The following is a 21,965-nucleotide window of genomic DNA, read 5'->3' as shown; positions in this document are numbered from 1 at the left end:
CGGTCGCGTCCGGGCCGGTCAGTCCAGCAGACCGCGCCGTATCGCGGCGAGCACCGCGGCGGTCCGGTCGGAGACGTCGAGCTTCTTGAAGACCCGCAGCAGGTGGGTCTTCACCGTCGCCTCGCCGATGTGCAGTTCGCGGCCGATGTCGGCGTTGGTCAGGCCACGGCCGACCAGGCGCAGCACGTCGCACTCGCGCCCCGACAGCGGCGGCGGCTGCTCCTGGGAGCGGGCCCGGAAGAGCCGGCCGGCGACGGCGGGGGAGAGTACCGTCTCGCCGCGGGCGGCCGCCCGGACCGCCTCGATCAGGTCCGCCCGCGAGCTGCCCTTGAGCAGGTAGCCGGCCGCGCCGGCCTCGACCGCGCGCAGGATGTCGGCGTCGTCCTCGTAGGTGGTGACCACCACCACCTTGGGGCGGCGTGAGTGCGCCAGGATCCGGGCGGTGGCGGTGGCGCCGTCCATCGCGCCCATCCGCAGGTCCATCAGGATCACGTCGGGCTCGAGCGCCGCGGCGCGCACCACCGCCTCCTCGCCGCTGCCGGCCGTCCCCGCCACCCGGATGCCGGGCGCGGACTCCAGCATCGCGCTCAGGCCCTCGCGCACCACCGGGTGGTCGTCGACGATCAGGACGGCGATCGACCCCGCGGTCGGTTGCTCGGCGTTCATCGTGACCCCTCCGCGTTCCTCGTCGTGGCGGCGCCCAGCGGGACCACGACCTCCACCACCGTGCCGTGGCCCGGCGTGCCGGTCACCTCGACCGTCCCGCCGACCTCGGCGACCCGGGCCCGCATGCCGCGCAGCCCGTACCCCGGCGGCTCCTCGCCCGGCCCGTGGGACGGCTCCGCGAGGCCGCGGCCGTCGTCCGCGACCCGCAGTCGCACCGCCGCGTCGGTGAACTCGACGCGCAGTGACACCCGTTGGGCGCGGGCGTGCTTGCGGACGTTGGCCAACGCCTCCTGCGCGCCGCGCAGCAGCACCACGCCCACCGCGGTCGGCAGCGGGAACTCGGTGCCCTCGGTGGTGTGGTCGACCGTCAGGCCGGTCTCCGCCGCCAGCGCCTCGCCCTGGCGGCGGACGGCCTCGCCCAGCGAGTTCCCGCGCAGCGCGACCGGAGTGAGCGCGGCGACGAAGCCGCGGGTCTCGGCGAGGTTGTCGGTGGCCACCCGGGCGGCCAACGCCAGGTGCCGGCGGGCCAGTTCGGGCTCGTCCGCCAGCTCCGAGTCGGCCGTCTGGATCAGCGCGATCAGGCTGGTCAGCCCCTGCGCCACGGTGTCGTGGATCTCGCGGGCCAGCCGCTCGCGCTCGGCGGCGATGCCGGCCTGTCGGGAGAGCCGGGCCACCTGGCCCCGGCTCAGTTCCAACTCCTCGATCAGCAGCGCCCGTTCGCGGCTCTGCTCGACGACCCGGGTGATCCACAGGCCGACCAGTACGGCGAGTGCGATGCCGAGCAGAGTGAGCGGCAGGATGCCCAGCACGGCCTCACCGAACTGGCCGCTGGTGACCCAGAGCAGGATCGGCGGAACCAGGTTGGCCAGCAGCACCACCGCGATGCCCGGCGCCGAGGGCAGGCTCATCAGCAGCATCGGACAGATCGCGAAGAGCGCGAAGGAGGAGGCCAGGTCGAGCAGCGTGGCGGTGCCGAACAGGACGCCCAGACCGGCCGCGAACCACCGTGCGCGCGTCGGCTTGCCACCGCCGCCGAGCAGCAGCAGCGGCCGGCCGAACGCCGCGTACCACGGGACGACCAGGGTCAGCGCGGCCACCGCCCCCGCCACCCGCCCCGGCGAGTTCCCCGAGGTGAGCAGCAGCCCGGTGGTGACCAGGTAGGAGAGGCCGAAGTAGGCGTCCCAGAGGCTGAACCAGCGCCGCACCGGATCCTGGTCGCGGCTCACCTCGGCCGGGCCGTGGCTCGGTTCCACGGCCGGCGGCTGGACAACGGGCTGGTCAGGGGCAACGCTTGCTGGCACGCTGACCAGTCCTACCACGCCCGGTGCGCCGCGCACCACGCGATGGCGCGGCCGGGACGACCGGCTCACGGTGTCCGTCGATCGGTGGACAGCCGGTTCCACCGGCCGGTCGTTCCGCGCCGTGCCGCCCGTTCCTAGCCTGGAGTGCAGTGCGAGAACCGCACGGTGGACGGGACTTCTGGAGTACGGGCGATGAGTGCTTTCATGACCACGCTGGTGGTCAGCGGGACGGTGCTGCTGGTCATCCTCGGCGGCGATCTCGGCCGTCGCAAGGTGAACACGATGCGGCTGGTGCGGCCGCTGGTCGCGGTGGCGGTGGTCATGGTGCTCTTCTTCCACTCCCCGCAGCTGAGCGGCAACGACCTTTCCCTGCAACTGGTCGGCATCGGCCTGGGCACCATCTTCGGCCTGGCCGCCGGCGCCATGCTGCCTGCCGAGAGGGACCCGTCCGGGCAGGTCTACACTCGGGCCGGTGTGCTGTACGCGCTGTTCTGGCTCGCGATGTCGGGTGCCCGGGTGCTCTTCGTCTACGGTATCGAGCACTGGTACACCGCCGCGATCATCACCTTCTCCGTCAAGTACCGGATCAGCGGGCCCGAGGTCTTCTCCAACGCGCTGGTGCTGATGGCGCTGGCCACCGTGCTGGCGCGGACCGTCGTGGTGATGAACCGCCGCCGCCGGCTGCGCGCCGCGGTCGTGTAGCTCCGACAGCCGCGCAGCTCCGACAGCAGAGCGAGAGGAACCAACACCGTGCCCCTCCCCGACGGACCTCGTCTGCGGCCGCCCCGCCACCGGGTGGAGCGCCGCGCCATCGCCTGGTGGATGGTGCGCGCCGCGCTGATCCCGCTGCCCACCGCCCTGTTGCTGGGTGCGCTCTACCTGTTGATCCCGCCGGCCCGGTTCGTCTTCGGTCCGCTCTTCCTCGCGGTCGCGCTGCTCGGGCTCGGCTACCTGGTCGTCATGCCGCTGTGGCGCTACCGGGTGCACCGCTGGGAGACCACCGACCAGGCCGTCTACACCAGCTCCGGCTGGCTCTGGCAGCGGTGGCGGGTGGCCCCGCTGTCGCGGATCCAGACCGTGGACACCGTGCGCGGGCCGCTGGAGCAGCTCTTCGGCCTCAGCGGCATCAAGGTCACCACGGCCTCCGCCGCGGGTGCCCTGATCATCCGCGGCCTGGACCGCAGGCGGGCCGCCGAGGTCGTCGAGCACCTGACCACCGCCACCCAGGCCACCGCGGGGGACGCGACGTGACCCGGGACGTGACCACCGGCACCGATCGCGGTACGCCCCCGGCCGTCGAGCCCGCCTGGCATCGGCTGAGTCCCCGCCTGATACCGCTTCACCTGAGCTGGCTGGTCGCCCCCGTCATCACCGGCATCGGCACCCTGATCGGCACCGGCGGCCGGCTCAACCTGCAGGGGCTGATCACGCTCTCCTCGTTCACCGTGGCCTTCCTGATCGTCACCGGCATCAACCTGACGCGGGTCCTCACCACCGGCTACCGGATCACCGAAGCTCGGCTGGAAATGCGCTCGGGCCTGCTCTTCCGCAGCCGCCGCGCCGTCCCACTGGAGCGCATCCGCAGTGCGGAGGTCACCGCCCGCCCGCTGCACCGCCTGCTCGGACTCGCCACCGTGAGCGTCGGCGCCGCCGTGCACGGCGGTTCGGCGGCCCACGGGCTCTCGCTGGACGGGGTCACCATCGCCCAGGCGAACGCACTGCAGCAGGAACTGCTGAACCGCCGGGCCGCCCTGCTCGCCCACCCGCCGACCGGCGCCGGCCCGGTCGAACCCCTCGTCCCGGCCCCCGTCGCCGAACTCTCCTGGTCCTGGCTGCGCTACGCCCCGCTCACCGTCTGGGGCGTCGGCGGACTCCTGGCGGCCCTCGGCATCTGCTACAACACCCTGCACGAGATGCAGATCGACCCGCTGCGGCTGGGCGTCGTGCACCAGCTGGTCGCCGCCTTCACCGCGGTGCCGCTCTGGGTCTCCCTGCCGGCGCTGCTGCTGGTGCTGGCCGCCCTGGGCACGGTCGTGGCGGTCGGTCAGTACGTCGAGGGCTGGTCCGGGTACCGCCTGGAGCGCGAGGACGGCGGCGTCCTGCGGGTGCGGCGCGGCCTGTGGATCCACCGCTCGGTCTCCATCGAGGAGCGCCGGTTGCGCGGCTTCGAGCTGATCGAGCCGCTGCTGCTGCGGTGGGGCGGCGGGGCCAGGCTGCACGCGGTCGCCACCGGTCTCGGCAACGCCGAGGAGAACCGCACCCGCGGCGCCCTGCTGCCGCCCGCGCCCCGCGCGGTGGCCCTGCGGGTGGCGAACGAGCTCCGTCCGGACGTCCAACCGTCGCCCGTGGCAGCCGAGTTGGTCGCCCACCCGAAGGTGGCGCGGCGCCGCCGGATCAACCGGGGCGTGGCGCTGGTCACGCTCACCGCGGCCGTGGTGGCGCTGCCCGGCATCTGGGTGCCAGAATTCCTCCCGGCCGCCGGCGTGGTCGCCGTCGTCCTGCTGCCCGTCGCGGTGTGGCTGGCCGTCGATGCCCACCGGGCCCTGGGCCACGCCTTGGTGGACGACTACCTGGTGACCCGCTCGGGCACCTTCGCCCGCCGCACCGTCGCCCTGCAGCGCACCGGTGTGATCGGCTGGACCGTGAGCCGCTCCCTGTTCCAACGCCGCAGCGGCCTGCTCACCCTCACCGCCACCACGGCCGCCGGCCGTGGCGCCTACCGGGTGCGCGACGTGACCCTCGCCGAGGGGCTGTCCCTCGCCGAGCAGGCCGTGCCCGACCTGCTCACCCCCTTCCTCGAACGGGACTGACCGCGGTCCGCGAACCGGATCGGCCTCGGCGGACAGCCCCCGCCGAGGCCTCGCAATAAGAATTCCGACTTTCCCGCGGGTGGCCGGAAGGTATTTTCGCGTGATTAGGCGACCGGTCCGGTGGAAATGCCTTCCAGGGCGCCCGGATATACCCAGGGGTACCCGGAGGATTGGGTAGGGGTGCCTAGGGGGACGTAGGGGTATCTGCTGTTCACCGCCGATGGCAGGCTGGCCGATGGTTTTAGATACCGTCTGCTGGGTGGTGGAGCGCGCGATGATGAACCAGTCCGAGGGTCTTATTTCGGGGCCGGACGGTACGGGTACCGGAAATTCGGGCGCGCTGTCGTCCTTGCGGCAGCGGCTGACCGGGCGCTCCGAGGCCGATCAGCAGCGCCTGCTGCTGAACCTCGTGCTGGAACACGCGAACGAATCCCTGCGCGGCAGGCCGTCCGCCGCCGTCGAGGCCGACCGGCCGTTCCTGGAGCTCGGCTTCGACTCGCTGGCCGCCGTCGACCTGCACAGCCGGCTGCAGGCCGCGACCGGGCTGCGCCTGCCGGTCACCCTGGTCTTCGACCACCCCACCGCCGCCTCGCTCGCCCGGCACCTGCGTGCCGAGATCCTGGGCCTGGCCGCCGCCGGCGACCTTCCCGAGCCGCTCGGCTCCGCCGACGACGAGCCCATCGCGATCGTCGCCATGGCCTGCCGGTTCCCCGGCGACGCGAACAGCCCCGAGCAGTTGTGGCAGCTGGTCGCCGACGGCGTCGACGCGATCTCGGCCTTCCCGGCCGGCCGTGGCTGGGACCTCGGCGGGCTCTACGACCCGGACCCGGACCACCCGGGCACCAGCTACGCGCAGGCCGGCGGCTTCCTGCACGACGCCGACACCTTCGACCCCGGCTTCTTCGGCATCAGCCCCCGCGAGGCGCTGGCCATGGACCCGCAGCAGCGACTGCTGCTGGAGACCGCGTGGGAGGCGTTCGAGCGCGCCGGCATCGACCCGGGCACCCTGCGCGAGTCCCGTACCGGCGTCTTCATCGGTGCCGAGGCCCAGGACTACGGTCCGCGCCTGCACGAGGCCGCCGAGGGCATGGAGGGCTACCTGGTCACCGGCACCGCCGGCAGCGTCGCCTCGGGCCGGCTCTCCTACACCTTCGGCTTCCAGGGCCCGGCGGTCACCGTCGACACCGCCTGCTCCTCCTCGCTGGTCGCCCTGCACCTGGCCGTGCAGTCGCTGCGCCGCGGTGAGTGCGGCGTGGCGCTGGCCGGCGGCGTGGCCGTGATGGCCAACCCCGGCTCGTTCATCGCCTTCAGCCGCCAGCGCGGCCTGGCTCCCGACGGCCGCTGCAAGCCGTTCGCCAACGCCGCCGACGGCACCGCCTGGGGCGAGGGCGTGGGCATGCTGCTGGTCGAGCGGCTCAGCGACGCCCGGCGCAACGGTCATCCGGTGCTGGCGATCGTGCGCGGCTCGGCGATCAACCAGGACGGCGCCAGCAACGGCCTGACCGCCCCCAACGGCCCCTCGCAGCAGCGGGTGATCCGGCAGGCCCTGGCCGACGCCGGTCTGACGGCCGGTGAGGTCGACGCGGTCGAGGCACACGGCACCGGCACCACCCTCGGCGACCCGATCGAGGCCCAGGCGCTGCTCGCCACCTACGGCCAGGACCGCCCCGCCGAACGGCCGCTCCGGCTCGGCTCGCTGAAGTCCAACATCGGCCACACCCAGGCCGCCGCCGGCATCGGCGGCGTCATCAAGATGGTGATGGCGATGCGGCACGGCGTGCTGCCGCGCACCCTGCACGTCGACACGCCCAGCGAGCACGTCGACTGGAGCGCCGGCGCCGTCGAGTTGCTCACCGAGGCGACGCCGTGGCCCGAGACCGGCCGCCCGCGCCGCGCCGGCGTCTCCTCCTTCGGCATGAGCGGCACCAACGCCCACACCGTCATCGAGCAGGCCCCGCAGGCCACCGAGCCGGTCGCGGACGCCGAGCCGGTCGCCGTCACACCTGCGGTGCTGCCCTGGGTGCTCTCCGCCAAGACCCCCGAGGCCCTGCGCGAGCAGGCCGAGCGGCTGCACGCGCACCTGGCGGCCGACCCCGGGCAGAGCCCCGCCGACCTCGGTCACTCGCTGGCCACCACCCGCGCGAGCTTCGAGCACCGGGCCGCGCTGGTGGCCGGCGACCGCGCGGAGTTCGAGCAGGCGCTGCGCGCGCTGGCCGACGGCACCGGTCTGCCCGGCCTCGTCCAGGGCACGCCGGACGCGGGCCGCACCGCCTTCCTCTTCACCGGCCAGGGCAGCCAGCGCCTGGCCATGGGCCGCGAGCTGTACGAGACGTTCCCGGTCTTCGCCAAGGCCCTCGACCAGGCGTGCGGTCACCTCGACCTCCAGCTGGAGCGCCCGCTGCGCGAGGTGCTGTTCGCGGCCGAGGGCTCGGCCGAGGCCGAGCTGCTGCACCAGACCGCCTACACCCAGCCGGCGCTGTTCGCGCTCGAGGTGGCGCTCTTCCGCCTCGCCGAGTCCTGGGGCCTGCGTCCCGACTTCCTGGCCGGTCACTCGATCGGCGAGCTGGCCGCGGCCCACGTCGCCGGCGTCCTCACCCTGCAGGACGCCGCGCTGCTGGTCGCCGCCCGTGGCCGGCTGATGCAGGAACTGCCCGGCGGCGGCGCCATGGTGGCGCTCCAGGCCACCGAGGCCGAGGTGCTGGCGAGCATCGCCGGCCGCGAGGGCCAGGTCGCCGTCGCCGCCGTCAACGGACCCGAGGCCGTGGTGATCGCCGGCGACGAGGACGCCGTGCTCGCCGTCGCCGCCCACTGGCAGGCCGAGGGCCGCAAGACCAGGCGGCTGCGGGTCAGCCACGCCTTCCACTCCCCGCACATGGACGGCATGCTCGCCGAATTCCGGCGCTGCGCCCAGGTGGTGAACTACGCCGCCCCGACCGTCCCGATCGTCTCCACCCTCACCGGCGAGCTGGTCACCGCCGAGGAGATCGGCACCCCCGAGTACTGGGTGCGGCACGTCCGCGAGGCCGTCCGCTTCCACCACGCGATGCGCGTACTGGAGCGCGAAGGCGTCAGCACCGTCGTGGAGTTGGGCCCCGACGGCGTGCTCTCGGCGATGGGCCAGTCCTGCGTCACCGAGCCCGTCGCGTTCCTGCCGGTGCTGCGCGCCGAGCGCCCCGAGGTCCGCACCTTCACCACCGCGCTGGCCGAGGCGCACGTCCGCGGCCAGGCCCTCGACTGGGACGGGGTCTTCGCCGGCCAGGGCGCCCGTCGGGCGGACCTGCCGACCTACGCCTTCCAGCGCGAGCGCTACTGGCTGGAGGGCGGCAACCCGCTCGGTGACGTCGCCGCGATCGGCCTCGACTCCGCCGACCACCCGTTGCTGGGTGCCGCGGTGGCCCTCGCCGACGTCGACGGCTTCCTGTTCACCGGCCGGCTCGCCCTGGACACCCACCCCTGGCTGGCCGATCACGCCGTGCGGGGCACCGTACTGCTGCCCGGCACCGCCTTCGTCGACCTGGCGATCCGCGCCGGTGACCAGGTGGGCTGCGACCTGATCGAGGAACTCACCCTCGAGGCGCCGCTGTTGCTGCCCGAGCAGGGCGGTGTGCAGCTGCAGATCGTGGTCAGCGGCGCCGACGAGAACGGCAGCCGCTCGCTCAGCCTGCACTCCCGGATCGAGGGCGCCCCGGCCGACGAGCCGTGGAGCCGGCACGCCACCGGTGTGCTCAGCGCCGGCGCCGCGCCGGCCGGCTTCGACCTCGCCGCCTGGCCGCCCGCCGACGCCCGCCCGGTCGACGTCCAGCAGATCCACACCGACCTGGTCGAGGCCGGCTTCGGCTACGGGCCCGCCTTCCAGGGCCTGCGGGCCGCCTGGCTGCGCGGCACCGAGATCCTCGCCGAGATCGCCCTGCCCACCGGGGCCGAGGACGACGCCGACCGGTTCGGTCTGCACCCCGCCCTGCTGGACGCCGCCCTGCACGCGCTGGGTGCCGACACCTCCGACGACGCGCTCCGCGGCGGCCTGCCGTTCGCCTGGAGCGGCGTCACCCTGCACGCCACCGGTGCGTCCACGCTGCGCGTGCGGATCACCCCGCTGGGCCGCGGCGAGATCGCCCTGGACCTCGCCGACGGCACCGGCCGGCCGGTGATGTCGGTGCGCTCCCTGGCGCTGCGCGAGATCTCCGTCGAGCAGCTGGGTGCTGCTCGCGGTGCTCATCACGAGTCGTTGTTCCGGGTGGAGTGGGCCGCGTTGCCGGCTGCGGCGGGTGTGGTCGAGGGTGGTGGTTGGTCGGTCGTCGGTGGTGGTCTGGGTCTGTCGGATGCTTTTGCGGCGGCTGGTGTGGTTGTCGGGGGCTTCGCTGATCTGGCGGGGTTGGCGGCGGCCGAGGTGGTGCCGGACGTGGTGTTCGTGTCGGGTGCGGCGTCGGTGGGTGAGTTGTCGGCGGGTGCGGTGCGGGAGGTGACGCACCGGGTTCTGGGGTTGGTGCGGGCGTGGTTGGCCGAGGATCGGTTCGCGGACGCGCGGTTGGTGGTGGTGACCCGGGGTGCGGTGGCGCCGTTGGCGGGTGAGGTGTTGGCCGATCCGGTGGGTGCGGCGGTGTGGGGTCTGGTTCGCTCCGCGCAGGCTGAGAATCCGGAGCGGTTCGTGCTGCTGGATCTGGACGCGGCTGGGTCCTCGGTGGCTTCGGTGGCGGCTGGGTTGGCCAGTGGTGAGCCGGAGTTGGCGATCCGTGAGGGTGGCTGCCACGTGCCGCGGCTGGCCCGGGTCGCCACGGACGAGGCGCTGACCGAGTCGCAGGGCGGTACGGCCTGGCGGCTGGACCAGGACGGCACCGTCCTGATCACGGGTGGTACCGGCGCGCTGGGCGCCGTGGCCGCCCGGCACCTGGTCACCGAGCACGGCGCCCGGCACCTGCTGCTCACCAGCCGGCGCGGCGCCGACGCCCCGGGAGCGGCCGAACTGACCGATGAGCTGACCGAGTTGGGCGCCACCGTGACGGTGGCGGCGTGCGACGTGGCCGACCGTGCGGCGGTCGCCGAACTGCTCGGCTCGCTGGAGCGTCCGCTCACCGCCGTCGTGCACACGGCGGGCGTCCTGGACGACGGCGTGCTCTCTTCGCTCACCGAGGAGCGGCTCGACGCCGTGCTGCGGCCCAAGGTGGACGCCGCGCTCAACCTGCACGAGCTGACCGCCGGGCTCGACCTGGCCGCCTTCGTGCTCTACTCCTCGAACGCCGCCACCCTCGGCGGCGCCGGCCAGGCCAACTACGCCGCCGCCAACGCCTTCCTGGACGCGCTGGCCATCCACCGGGCCCAGCTCGGCCTGCCCGCGCTCTCGCTGGCCTGGGGCCCGTGGGCCGACGGCGGCATGGCGAGCACCCTGGACGCCGCCGATCTCCAGCGCCTGGCGCGCGACGGCATGTCCGGCCTCGCCAACGCCGAGGGCCTGGCCCTGCTCGACACCGCCGCCGGCCTCGGCCACGCCGTCGTGGTCCCGATGCGCCTCGACGTGACCGCCCTGCGCACCCGGGCCGCCGCCGGCACGCTGCCCGCCCTGCTGCGCGGTCTGGTCCGGGTCCCCGCCCGTCGGGCCGCGCTGGCCGGCGCGGGCGGTGGTTCGGAGCTCATGCGCCGACTGGCCGGCCTCTCCGAGGCCGAGCTGGAGCGCGAGCTGCTCGAGGTCCTGCGCGTGCGGGTGGCCGCCGTACTGGGCCACGCCTCGCCCGAGGTGATCGAGGCCGGCCGCGCGTTCAAGGACCTCGGTTTCGACTCGCTGACCTCCGTCGAGCTGCGCAACGCGCTCAACACGGCGACCGGCCTGCGCCTGCCGCCCACCCTGATCTTCGACTACCCGACCCCCGCCGCGCTCGCCGACTACCTGCGCACCCAGATCGTCGGCGCCCACCCGGCGGCCGCGGCCACCAGCTCGGCACCGGCCCGGGCGGTCGACGAGCCGATCGCCATCGTCGGCATGGCCTGCCGCTACCCGGGCGGCGTCCAGTCGCCGGAGGACCTGTGGCGGCTGGTCACCGAGGGCGGCGACGCGATCTCCGGCTTCCCGGCCGGCCGTGGCTGGGACGTGGAGAACCTCTACCACCCGGACCCGGACCACAAGGGCACCTCGTACTCCTGCGAGGGTGGCTTCCTGCACGACGCGGGCCTGTTCGACCCGGCGTTCTTCGGCATCTCGCCGCGCGAGGCCATCGCGATGGACCCGCAGCAGCGCCTGCTGCTGGAGGTCTCCTGGGAGGCGATCGAGCGGGCCGGCATGGACCCGGCCGTGCTCAAGGGCAGCCGCACCGGCGTCTTCGCGGGGGTGATGTACCACGACTACGCCACCGCGGTCAGCGAGCTGCCGGACGGGGTCGAGGGCTACCTGGGCACCGGTACCGCCGGCAGCGTCGCCTCCGGGCGCGTCGCCTACACCCTGGGCCTGGAGGGCCCGGCCGTCACCGTCGACACCGCCTGCTCCTCCTCGCTGGTCGCCCTGCACCTGGCGGTGCAGGCGCTGCGTCAGGGCGAGTGCACGATGGCGCTCGCCGGTGGCGCCACCGTCATGGCCACGCCGGAGGCGTTCATCGACTTCAGCCGCCAGCGCGGCCTGGCCTCGGACGGGCGCTGCAAGGCGTTCTCGGCCGGCGCGGACGGCACGGGCTGGGCCGAGGGAGCCGGCATGCTGCTGGTGGAGCGGCTCTCCGACGCCCGGCGCAACGGGCACCCGGTGCTGGCGATCGTGCGCGGCTCGGCGATCAACCAGGACGGCGCGAGCAACGGTCTGACGGCGCCGAACGGTCCGTCGCAGCAGCGGGTGATCCGCCAGGCGCTCAAGGACGCCGGACTGACGGCCGACCAGGTGAACGTGGTCGAGGCGCACGGCACCGGAACCCCGCTGGGCGACCCGATCGAGGCGCACGCGCTGCTGGCGACGTACGGGCAGGACCGGGCGGCCGACCAGCCGCTCTGGCTGGGCTCGTTGAAGTCCAACATCGGGCACACCCAGGCGGCGGCGGGTGTCGGCGGCATCATCAAGATGGTGATGGCGATGCGCCACGGCGTGCTGCCGCGCACCCTGCACGCGGACGAGCGCTCCGCGAACGTCGACTGGTCGGCGGGCGCGGTCGAGCTGCTCACCGAGGCGCGCGAATGGCCGCGGACCGGCCGGCCGCGCCGGGCCGGTGTGTCGTCCTTCGGCTTCAGCGGCACCAACGCCCACACCATCGTGGAGCAGGCACCCGTCTTCGAGGACGCCGAGGTCGAGGCCGCCGGCGCGCCGATGCCCGCCGTCCAGCCGTGGCTCCTCTCGGCCCGCGGCGAGGAGGCCCTGCGCGACCAGGCGCGGGCGCTGCTCACCCACCTCACCCAGCTCGACACGGAGACCGGGCCGACCACCGGCGACCTGGCCTACTCGTTGGCGACCGGCCGGGCGATGCTGGAGCACCGCGCGGTGCTGGTCGCCGGCGAGCGCGCGGAGTTCGTCCGTGCGCTGGCCGCGCTGGCCGCCGGTGAGCCGGCTGCCGACGCGCTGCTCGGCACCGCCGGTACGGCGGGCCGGACGGCGTTCCTGTTCACCGGTCAGGGCAGCCAGCGGGTCGGCATGGGGGCCGAACTCCACGCCGTGTTCCCGGTGTTCGCGGAGGCCTTCGACGCGGTCTGCATGGAGCTGGACCGCCACCTGGACCGCCCGCTGAAGGATGTCGTCCTCACGGGCGAGCGGATCGACGAGACGGCGTACACCCAGCCGGCGCTGTTCGCGGTCGAGGTGGCGCTGTTCCGGCTCGTCGAGTCCTGGGGCGTCCGCCCGGACTTCCTGGCGGGTCACTCGATCGGTGAGCTGGCCGCCGCGCACGTCGCGGGTGTGCTCTCGCTGGGCGATGCCGCGACCCTGGTGGCGGCGCGTGGTCGGCTGATGCAGCAACTGCCCGCCGGTGGTGCGATGGTGGCGGTGCAGGCGGCCGAGGACGAGGTGTTGCCGCTGCTGGCCGGCCGGGAGGCCGAGTTGGGGATCGCGGCGGTCAACGGGCCGACGTCCGTGGTGCTTTCGGGTGCCGAGGCGGCGGTGCTGGAGGTCGCGGGCGAGCTGGCTGAGCAGGGTCGCAAGACGAAGCGGCTCACGGTGAGCCACGCGTTCCACTCGCCGCTGATGGACCCGATGTTGGAGGAGTTCCGGGCCGTCGTGGCGGGTCTGGCCTTCCACGCGCCGCGGATCCCGATCGTCTCCACCCTCGACCAGACGGTCGAGCTGACCGAGCCCGAGTACTGGGTGCGGCACGTGCGCGAGGCGGTGCGCTTCCGCGACGCCGTCCAGGCCCTGGAGGGCCAGGGCGTCCGCACCTTCCTGGAGCTCGGCCCGGACGGTGTGCTCTCCGCGATGGGCCAGGACTGCGCCACCGAGGGCGCGGTGTTCGCGTCGGTGCTGCGCGCCGACCGTCCCGAGGCCCGCACGCTGACCACCGCCCTCGGCCAACTCCACGTGCGCGGTGTGGCCGTGGACTGGCCGGCGGTGTTCGCCGGACGCGGTGCGCGGCGGGTGGACCTGCCGACCTACGCCTTCCAGCGGGAGTGGTACTGGCTGGAGAACGCCGCCGCCCCGGCGGTCCCGGCCGAGACGCAGACCGACGCGGTGGACGCCAGCTTCTGGGCGGCCGTCGACAGCGGTGACCTGGACGCCCTCTCCTCGGCCCTCGAGCTGGGCGGCGACCAGCCGTTCAGCTCGGTGCTGCCCGCGCTCTCGGCCTGGCGCCGCAAGAGCCGCGAGCAGGCGACGGTGGACGGCTGGCGCTACCGGATCACCTGGAAGCCGCTGCGCCAGGCCGCCTCGGGTGCCCTCTCGGGCAGCTGGCTGGTGGCGTTCCCGGCCGGGTCGGCGGAGGACACCGCCGTGCTCGCCGTGCTGCGCGCGCTGTCCGCGCGTGGCGTCGAGGTCCGGCAGGTCGAGGTCGACGGCGCGGCCGTGGAGCGCGACTCGGTCGCGCGGCTGCTGCGTGACGCGGTGGATGACGCCACCGCGGTCGCCGGCGTGGTGTGGCTGCCGGCGCCGGACGGGGAGCCGATGCTCACCGCGACGCTCGTGCAGGCGCTGGGAGACGCGGGTGTCGTCGCGCCGCTGTGGTGCGTGACGCGCGGCGCGGTGTCGACGGGCCGCTCGGACCGGCTGGCCAACCCCGCACAGGCGCAGGTCTGGGGTCTGGGCCGGGTGGTGGCGCTGGAGCACCCGGAGCGCTGGGGTGGTCTGGTCGACCTCCCCGCGACCTCCTCGATCGACGAGCGGGTCCTCGCGCGGCTGGCCGGTGTGCTGGCCGGCGTCGGTGGCGAGGACCAGGTCGCGGTTCGCGCGTCGGGTGTCTTCGCCCGCCGCCTGGTGCGTTCGTCCCGAGGCGAGGCCGTCACCTGGCAGCCGTCCGGCACCGTGCTGGTCACCGGCGGCACCGGTGCGCTGGGCGCGGAGGTGGCCCGCTGGCTGGCCCGCAACGGCGCCGAGCACCTGCTGCTCACCAGCCGGCGCGGCCCGGACGCTCCGGGCGCCGCCGAACTGCGGGAGGAGCTGGCCGCGCTCGGCGCTACCGCCACCGTCGCCGCGTGTGACGTGGCCGACCGTGACGCGCTGGCCGCGCTGCTCGCGTCGCTGGAGCAGCCGGTGTCGGCGGTGTTCCACACCGCCGGCGTGCTGGACGACGGCATGGTGGACGGCCTGACCGCCGAGCGCTTCGCCGGCGTCACCCGTCCGAAGGTGGACGCGGCCCGCAACCTGCACGAACTCACCGACGGACTCTCGGCGTTCGTGCTCTTCTCCTCGATCGCCGGCACGGTCGGCAACGCCGGCCAGGGCAACTACGCCGCCGCCAACGCGTTCCTGGACGCGCTCGCCGAGCAGCGTCGCGCCGACGGCCTGCCGGCCACCTCGATCGCCTGGGGCCCGTGGGCGCAGGGCGGCATGGCCGCCGACGCGACCCTCGAGCAGCGGCTGCGCCGCGACGGTGTCCCGCCGATGGCTCCGGCGCTGGCCGTCGCCGCCCTCCAGCAGGCCCTGGACCACGGTGACGACGCCCTCACGGTCGCCGACATCGCCTGGGACCGCTTCCTGTCCGTCATGACGGCCGCCCGCCCCAGCGAGCTCTTCGGGGACCTCCCGGAGGCCCGCCCGGCCGCCGGCGCCGAGGCGCCGGTCGCCGCCGGCTCGCCGACCGGCCAGCTGGCCGGCCTGTCCGAGGCCGAGCAGCGGCGCGCCCTGCTCGAGCTGGTGCGCGCCAACGTCGCCGCCGTCCTGGCCCACACCGGCACGGAGACGGTGGAGTCCGGCCGGGCCTTCAAGGAGCTCGGTTTCGACTCGCTGACCGCCGTCGAGCTGCGCAACCGCCTCAACGCGACCACCGGCCTGAGCCTGCCGAGCAGCCTGGTCTTCGACTACCCGACGGCCGACGCGCTCGCCGAGCACCTGCGCTCCGAGCTGCTCGGCCAGCAGGCGGCCGGCGCGGCGACGCCGAACGTGACGTCCGCCGCGGTGGACGACGAGCCGATCGCCATCGTCGCGATGAGCTGCCGCTTCCCCGGTGGCGTCAGCACCCCCGAGCAGCTGTGGCAGCTGCTCGTCGCGGGCACCGACGCGATGTCCGGTCTGCCGGACGACCGCGGCTGGAACGTCGACACGCTCTACGACCCGGACCCGGAGCGGGTCGGCAGGATCTACACCCGTGAGGGCGGATTCCTCTACGACGCGGCCGAGTTCGACCCCGCCTTCTTCGGTATCTCGCCGCGCGAGGCGCTGTCCATGGACCCGCAGCAGCGCCTGCTGCTGGAGACCAGCTGGGAGGCGTTCGAGCGGGCGGGCATCGACCCGGGCACGCTGCGCGGCAGCCGAACCGGCGTCTTCGCCGGCACCAACGGCCAGGACTACCTCGCGCTGCTGATGAACTCGCCCGAGGAGCTGGAAGGCCACCTCGGCACCGGCACCTCGGCCAGCGTGCTGGCCGGTCGCCTCTCCTACACCTTCGGCCTGGAGGGCCCGGCGGTCTCCGTCGACACCGCCTGCTCCTCCTCGCTGGTCGCGCTGCACCTGGCGGTGCAGGCGCTGCGCAACGGCGAGTGCGAGCTCGCCCTCGCCGGTGGCGTCACCGTGATGGCCACGCCCGACACCTTCCTCGACTTCAGCCGCCAGCGCGGGCTGTCGGCGGACGGCCGCTGCAAGGCCTTCTCCGCCGCCGCCGACGGCACCGCCTGGGGCGAGGGCGCGGGCATGCTGCTGGTGGAGCGGCTCTCCGACGCCCGGCGCAACGGGCACCCGGTGCTGGCGATCGTTCGCGGTAGCGCCGTCAACCAGGACGGTGCCAGCAACGGTCTGACCGCCCCGAACGGTCCGTCGCAGCAGCGGGTGATCCGCCAGGCGCTGGCTTCGGCCGGGCTGACGGCCGACCAGGTCGACGCGGTCGAGGCGCACGGCACCGGCACGGCGCTCGGTGACCCGATCGAGGCGCAGGCCCTGCTCGCCACCTACGGGCAGCGGCCGGCCGACCAGCCGCTCTGGCTGGGCTCGATCAAGTCCAACATCGGGCACACCCAGGCCGCGGCCGGCGTGGCCGGTGTGATCAAGATGGTCATGGCGATGCGGCACGGCGTGCTGCCGCAGACCCTGCACGCGGAGCAGCCGACGCCGCACGTCGACTGGTCGACGGGCGCGGTGGAGCTGCTGACCGAGGCCACCGAGTGGCCGCGGACCGGTGCGCCGCGCCGGGTCGGCATCTCGTCCTTCGGGTTCAGCGGGACGAACGCGCACACCATCCTGGAGCAGGCGCCGGAGCTCGCGGAGCAGGCGGCCATCGAGGCGTCGGTGGCGCCGTCGGTGCTGCCGGTGGTGCTCTCCGCGAAGCACGACACCGCGCTGCGGGGCCAGGCGGAGCGGCTGCTGCCGGTTGCCGGGGACGGCGAACTCGTCGACCTGGCGTACTCGTTGGCGACCGGCCGGGCGGCGCTTGAGCGCCGCGCGGTGGTGATCGCCGGTGAGCGGGAGGAACTGCTGCGCGGGCTGGGCGCGTTGGCGGCGGGCGAGTCCGCGGCGAACGTGGTCGAGGGCCCGGCCGTCGAGGGCCGGCTCGCCTTCCTCTTCACCGGTCAGGGCAGCCAGCGGGCCGGGATGGGCCGTGAACTGTACGAGGCCTTCCCGGTGTTCGCGGACGCGCTGGACGAGGTGTTCGCGCACCTGGACCAGTACCTGGACCGTCCGCTGCGCGAGTTGATGTTCGCCGCCGAGGGCGAGTCGATCCACGAGACCGGCTTCACGCAGCCGGCGTTGTTCGCGATCGAGGTGGCGCTGTTCCGTCTGCTGGAGTCCTGGGGTGTGCTGCCGGACTTCCTGGCGGGTCACTCGATCGGTGAGATCGCGGCCGCGCATGTCGCCGGTGTGTTGTCGCTGGCGGACGCCGCGACCCTGGTGGCGGCGCGTGGTCGGCTGATGCAGGCGCTGCCGGCCGGTGGTGCGATGGTGGCGGTGCAGGCGGCCGAGGACGAGGTGCTGCCGCTGCTGGCCGGCCGGGAGGCCGAGTTGGGGATCGCGGCGGTCAACGGGCCGATGTCCGTGGTGCTTTCGGGTGCCGAGGCGGCGGTGCTGGAGGTCGCGGGCGAGCTGGCTGAGCAGGGTCGCAAGACGAAGCGGCTCACGGTGAGCCACGCGTTCCACTCGCCGCTGATGGACCCGATGTTGGAGGAGTTCCGGGCCGTCGCGGAGTCGTTGGAGTTCCACGCGCCGCGGATCCCGATCGTCTCCACCCTCGACCAGGAGGCCGACCTCACCACCCCCGAGTACTGGGTGCGCCACGTCCGCGAGGCGGTCCGCTTCCGCGACGCCGTCCAGGCCCTGGAGAGCCAGGGCGTCCGCACCTTCCTGGAGCTCGGCCCGGACGGTGTGCTCACCGCGATGGGCCAGGACTGCGTCACCGAGGACGGCACCGCGCTCGCGCCGGTCCAGCGGGCCGAGCGCCCGGAGGTCCGCACGCTGACCGCCGCGCTCGCCCAGGCGTACGTGCGCGGTGCGAACGTCGACTGGACGGCGTTCTACGCCGGTGCCGGCGCCCGGCGCGTCGACCTGCCGACCTACGCCTTCCAGCGCCAGCGCTACTGGCCGCGCACGCCGCTGCTGGCGATGGGTGACGTGACGTCGATCGGTCTCGGCGCCGCCGGGCACCCGCTGCTCGGCGCCAGCATCGAACTGCCGGACGCCGACGGTGTGGTGTTCACCGGCCGCCTGTCGGTGCAGTCGCACCCGTGGCTGGCCGAACACGTCGTGATGGGCTCGATCCTGCTGCCGGGCACCGCTTTCGTCGAGCTGGCCATCCGGGCCGGTGACGGCGTGGGCTGTGAGGTGCTGGAGGAGCTGACGCTGGAGGCGCCGCTCGTCCTGCCCGAGCGTGGTGGTGTCCAGCTGAGGCTGGCGCTGGGTGCCGCGGACGAGTCCGGACGCCGTCCGCTCACCGTGCACTCGCGACTGGAGGACGCGCTGGCCGTGGGGGCACATGCCAGCCTCCAGGCTGGGGGAGAGCCGTGGGCCCGGCACGCCACCGGTGTGCTCGCCCCCGCCACGGGCGCCGAGCCGGCGTTCGAGCTGACCGAGTGGCCGCCGGCCGGCGCGGTCGAGGTCGCCGTCGAGGACCTGTACGAGCGGCTGGCCGCGGCCGGCTTCGGCTACGGCCCGGTCTTCCAGGGCCTGCGCGCCGCCTGGCGCCACGACGGCGACGTCTACGCCGAGCTCCGCCTGCCGGAGGCCGCGCACGAGGAGGCCGCGCTCTACGGTCTGCACCCGGCGCTGCTGGACTCCGCGCTGCACGCGCTCGGCCTGGACATCACCGGCCCGGTGGGCGAGGAAGCCCCCCGTCAGGCGCGCATTCCGTTCGCCTGGAACGGCGTGACCCTGTACGCCACCGGCGCCACCGCGCTGCGGCTGCGGCTCTCCGAGCGCAACCAGGACGCCGCCGCGCTGCTGCTGGCCGACGAGGCCGGCCAGCCGGTCGCCGCGGTCGAGTCGCTGGTCTCCCGCGAGGTCTCCGACAGCCAGGTGCGCAGCGCCCGCGGTGGCTTCGTGGAGTCGCTGTTCCGGGTGGAGTGGGTCGCTCTGCCGGTGTCGGCGGCGCCGGCCGGCCGCTGGGCCGTGCTGGGTACCGACCCGCTGGCCGTGGCCGGCGGCACCACCACCGCCTTCGCCGACCTCGCTGCGCTGGGTGCGGCGGTGGACGGTGGCCTGACCGCCCCCGACGCGGTGTTCCTGACGCTGCACGCCGATGCTGACACCGACGCCACCGACCCGGCCGAGGCGGTCCGGTCCGCGTTGCACGGCGCGCTCGCCGTCGTCCAGGACTGGCTGGCGGACGACCGGTTCGCCGCCTCCCGCCTGGTCCTGGTGACCCGGGGCGCGGTCGCGGCCGACGGGAACGGCCTCGCGGACCTCACCCACGCCCCGGTCTGGGGCCTGGTCCGCGCCGCGCAGGGGGAGAACCCCGACCGGCTGGTGCTGCTGGACCTCGACGGCGGCGACTTCTCCCGCGAGGCCCTGTCGGCCGCGCTCGCCGCGGGTGAGCCGGAACTGGCGGTCCGTGCCGGCGCCCTGCGCGCGCCCCGGCTGGCGCGGGTCGCCGCCGTGGAGCCGGCGCCGGTGTTCGACGCTGACGGCACGGTGCTGGTGACCGGCGCGTCCGGGATGCTGGGCGGTCTGGTCGCCCGGCACCTGGTGGTCGAACACGGCGTGCGGAGCCTGCTGCTGGTCTCGCGGCGCGGTGTGGACGCGCCGGGTGCGGTCGAACTGGTCGCCGAGCTGGCCGAGTTGGGTGCCCACGCGATCGTCGCCGCGTGTGACGTGGCGGACCGTGACGCGTTGGCCGCGCTGCTCGCGGAGCACCCGGTGACGGGCGTGGTGCACACGGCCGGTGTGTTGGACGACGGGATCGTCTCCTCGCTCACCCCCGAGCGGCTCGACACGGTGCTGCGTCCGAAGCTGGACGCGGCGCTCAACCTGCACGAACTCACCGACGGGCTGTCGGCGTTCGTGCTCTTCTCCTCGGCCGCCGGCACCCTGAGCAGCCCCGGCCAGGGCAACTACGCCGCGGCGAACGTCTTCCTGGACGCGCTGGCGCAGCAGCGCCGCGCCCAGGGCCTCGCCGCCACCTCGCTCGCCTGGGGCCCGTGGGCCGACAGCAGCGGCATGGTCGGCAGCCTGGACGAACTCGACGTCCAGCGGATGAGCCGCGGTGGCATCCACGGGCTCTCCTCGGCGGAGGGCCTGACCCTGCTCGACGCCGCCACCGCCACGGGCGAGGCCGCGCTGGTGCCGATGCGCCTCGACCTCGCCGCGCTGCGGGCCCAGGCCGCCGCCGGCACGCTGCCCGCTCTGCTGCGCGGTCTGGTCCGGGTCCCCGCCCGCCGGGTCGCGCGGGCCGGCTCGGCCGGCGGCTCGGAGCTGGCCGGTCGGCTGCTGGCGCTGCCGGCGGGCGAGCGGGAGGCCGCGCTGCTCGACCTGGTGTGCGGTCGGGTGGCGGCGGTGCTGGGTTACGCCGATGCGACCGCCGTGGAGGCCGGTCGGGCGTTCAAGGAGTTGGGCTTCGACTCGCTGACCGCGGTCGAGCTGCGCAACGAGCTGAACGGTGTGACCGGTCTGCGGCTGCCCGCGACGCTGGTCTTCGACTACCCGAGCCCGCTGGCGCTGGCCGCCTTCCTGCTCGCCGAGCTGCTGGGCGACGCTTCGGACACCGCCGCGACCGGCCCGGCCGCCGCCGTGGCGGTCGACGAGCCGATCGCGATCGTCGGGATGGCCTGCCGCTACCCCGGTGGCGTGGAGTCGCCCGAGGACCTGTGGCGGCTGGTCTTCGAGGCCGGCGACGCGGTCTCCGGCTTCCCGACCGGCCGTGGCTGGGACCTGGACGGTCTCTACCACCCGGACCCGGACCACCAGGGCACCACCTACTCCCGCGAGGGCGGCTTCCTGCACGACGCCGGTCTCTTCGACTCGGCGTTCTTCGGGATCTCGCCGCGCGAGGCGTTGGCGATGGACCCGCAGCAGCGCCTGCTGTTGGAGACCTCCTGGGAGGCGATCGAGCGGGCCGGCATCGACCCGGCCACGCTCAAGGGCAGCCGGACCGGCGTCTTCGCCGGTGTGATGTACCACGACTACGCCACCGGGATCAGCGAGCTGCCGGACGGCGTCGAGGGCTACCTGGGCACCGGTGTGTCCGGCAGCATCGCCTCCGGGCGGGTGGCCTACACCTTCGGTCTGGAGGGCCCGGCCGTCACGGTCGACACCGCCTGCTCCTCCTCGCTGGTCGCACTGCACTGGGCGATCCAGGCACTGCGCAACGGCGAGTGCACGATGGCGCTCGCGGGCGGCGTGACCGTGATGGCCACGCCCGAGACCTTCGTGGACTTCAGCCGCCAGCGCGGTCTGTCGGCGGACGGGCGCTGCAAGGCGTTCTCGTCCGATGCGGACGGCACGGGCTGGGGTGAGGGTGTGGGCATGCTGCTCGTCGAGCGGCTCTCCGACGCGCGGCGCAACGGGCACCCGGTGCTGGCGGTGGTGCGTGGTTCGGCGGTCAACCAGGACGGTGCGAGCAACGGTCTGACGGCGCCGAACGGTCCGTCGCAGCAGCGGGTGATCCGGCAGGCGCTGGCGAACGCGGGTCTGCCGGCCGAGGAGATCGACGCGGTCGAGGCGCACGGCACCGGGACGCCGCTGGGTGACCCGATCGAGGCGCAGGCGCTGCTCGCGACCTATGGTCAGGAGCGGTCGGCGGAGCGGCCGTTGTGGCTGGGTTCGTTGAAGTCGAACATCGGGCACACCCAGGCGGCGGCGGGTGTCGGCGGCATCATCAAGATGGTGATGGCGATGCGGCACGGTGTGCTGCCGCAGACTCTGCACGTGAACGAGCCGTCCCCGAAGGTGGATTGGGCCTCGGGTGCGGTGGAGCTGCTGACCGAGGCGCGGGAGTGGCCGCAGACCGGCCGGCCGCGCCGCGCGGCGGTCTCCTCCTTCGGTATCAGTGGCACCAACGCCCACACCATCCTGGAGTACGCGCCGGTCGAGGTGGCTGCCGCGGCCGAGCCGGTCGAGGGCGGCGCCGTGCCGCTGGTGGTGTCGGCGAAGAGTGAGGCGGCGTTGCCGGGGCAGGCGGCGCGGTTGCTGGCCTTGCTGGGTGAGCGGCCGGAGGTGTCGCTGGCGGAT

The 21,965-nt window shown here is 74.3% G+C and carries 6 protein-coding genes and 1 pseudogene; 5 read left to right on the top strand and 2 right to left on the bottom strand.

The window, feature by feature from the left end:
* Positions 1–18 precede the first annotated feature (18 nt).
* Both ACIGXM_RS22560 and ACIGXM_RS22555 read right to left on the bottom strand, forming a co-directional pair.
* Positions 19–666, bottom strand: a complete 648-nt coding sequence (locus tag ACIGXM_RS22560; RefSeq protein ID WP_396563585.1) for a response regulator — start codon at positions 664–666, stop codon at positions 19–21.
* Positions 663–1,919, bottom strand: a complete 1,257-nt coding sequence (locus tag ACIGXM_RS22555) for a histidine kinase (RefSeq protein WP_396563583.1) — start codon at positions 1,917–1,919, stop codon at positions 663–665. The genes ACIGXM_RS22560 and ACIGXM_RS22555 overlap by 4 nt, the downstream gene beginning before the upstream one ends.
* 240 nt (positions 1,920–2,159) lie before the next feature.
* On the opposite strand from ACIGXM_RS22555, the gene ACIGXM_RS22550 reads away from it, so the two are divergent.
* The 5 genes and pseudogenes from ACIGXM_RS22550 to ACIGXM_RS22530 all read left to right on the top strand — a co-directional run.
* Positions 2,160–2,669, top strand: coding sequence for a hypothetical protein (locus tag ACIGXM_RS22550; protein WP_396563581.1), 510 nt, complete (start codon positions 2,160–2,162; stop codon positions 2,667–2,669).
* 120 nt (positions 2,670–2,789) lie between these two features.
* Positions 2,790–3,218, top strand: a complete 429-nt coding sequence (locus ACIGXM_RS22545) for a PH domain-containing protein (protein ID WP_396563743.1) — start codon at positions 2,790–2,792, stop codon at positions 3,216–3,218.
* Positions 3,215–4,777 (top strand): PH domain-containing protein, encoded by a 1,563-nt coding sequence (locus ACIGXM_RS22540; protein WP_396563579.1) that lies wholly within the window; start codon positions 3,215–3,217, stop codon positions 4,775–4,777. Before ACIGXM_RS22545 ends, ACIGXM_RS22540 begins: the two co-directional genes overlap by 4 nt.
* Positions 4,778–4,997: 220 nt before the next feature.
* Positions 4,998–9,473: pseudogene (locus ACIGXM_RS22535) on the top strand (type I polyketide synthase); the annotation flags it as partial.
* A partial coding sequence (locus ACIGXM_RS22530) for a type I polyketide synthase (RefSeq protein WP_396563741.1) occupies positions 9,456–21,965 on the top strand: 12,510 nt, incomplete at its 3' end. The pseudogene ACIGXM_RS22535 and the gene ACIGXM_RS22530, both read left to right, overlap by 18 nt.

The organism is Kitasatospora sp. NPDC052896 (assembly GCF_044547075.1).
Taxonomy (GTDB): domain Bacteria; phylum Actinomycetota; class Actinomycetes; order Streptomycetales; family Streptomycetaceae; genus Kitasatospora.
The sequence above is the reverse complement of the archived record's forward strand: the minus strand, read 5'-3'. Positions and strand labels throughout refer to the sequence as shown.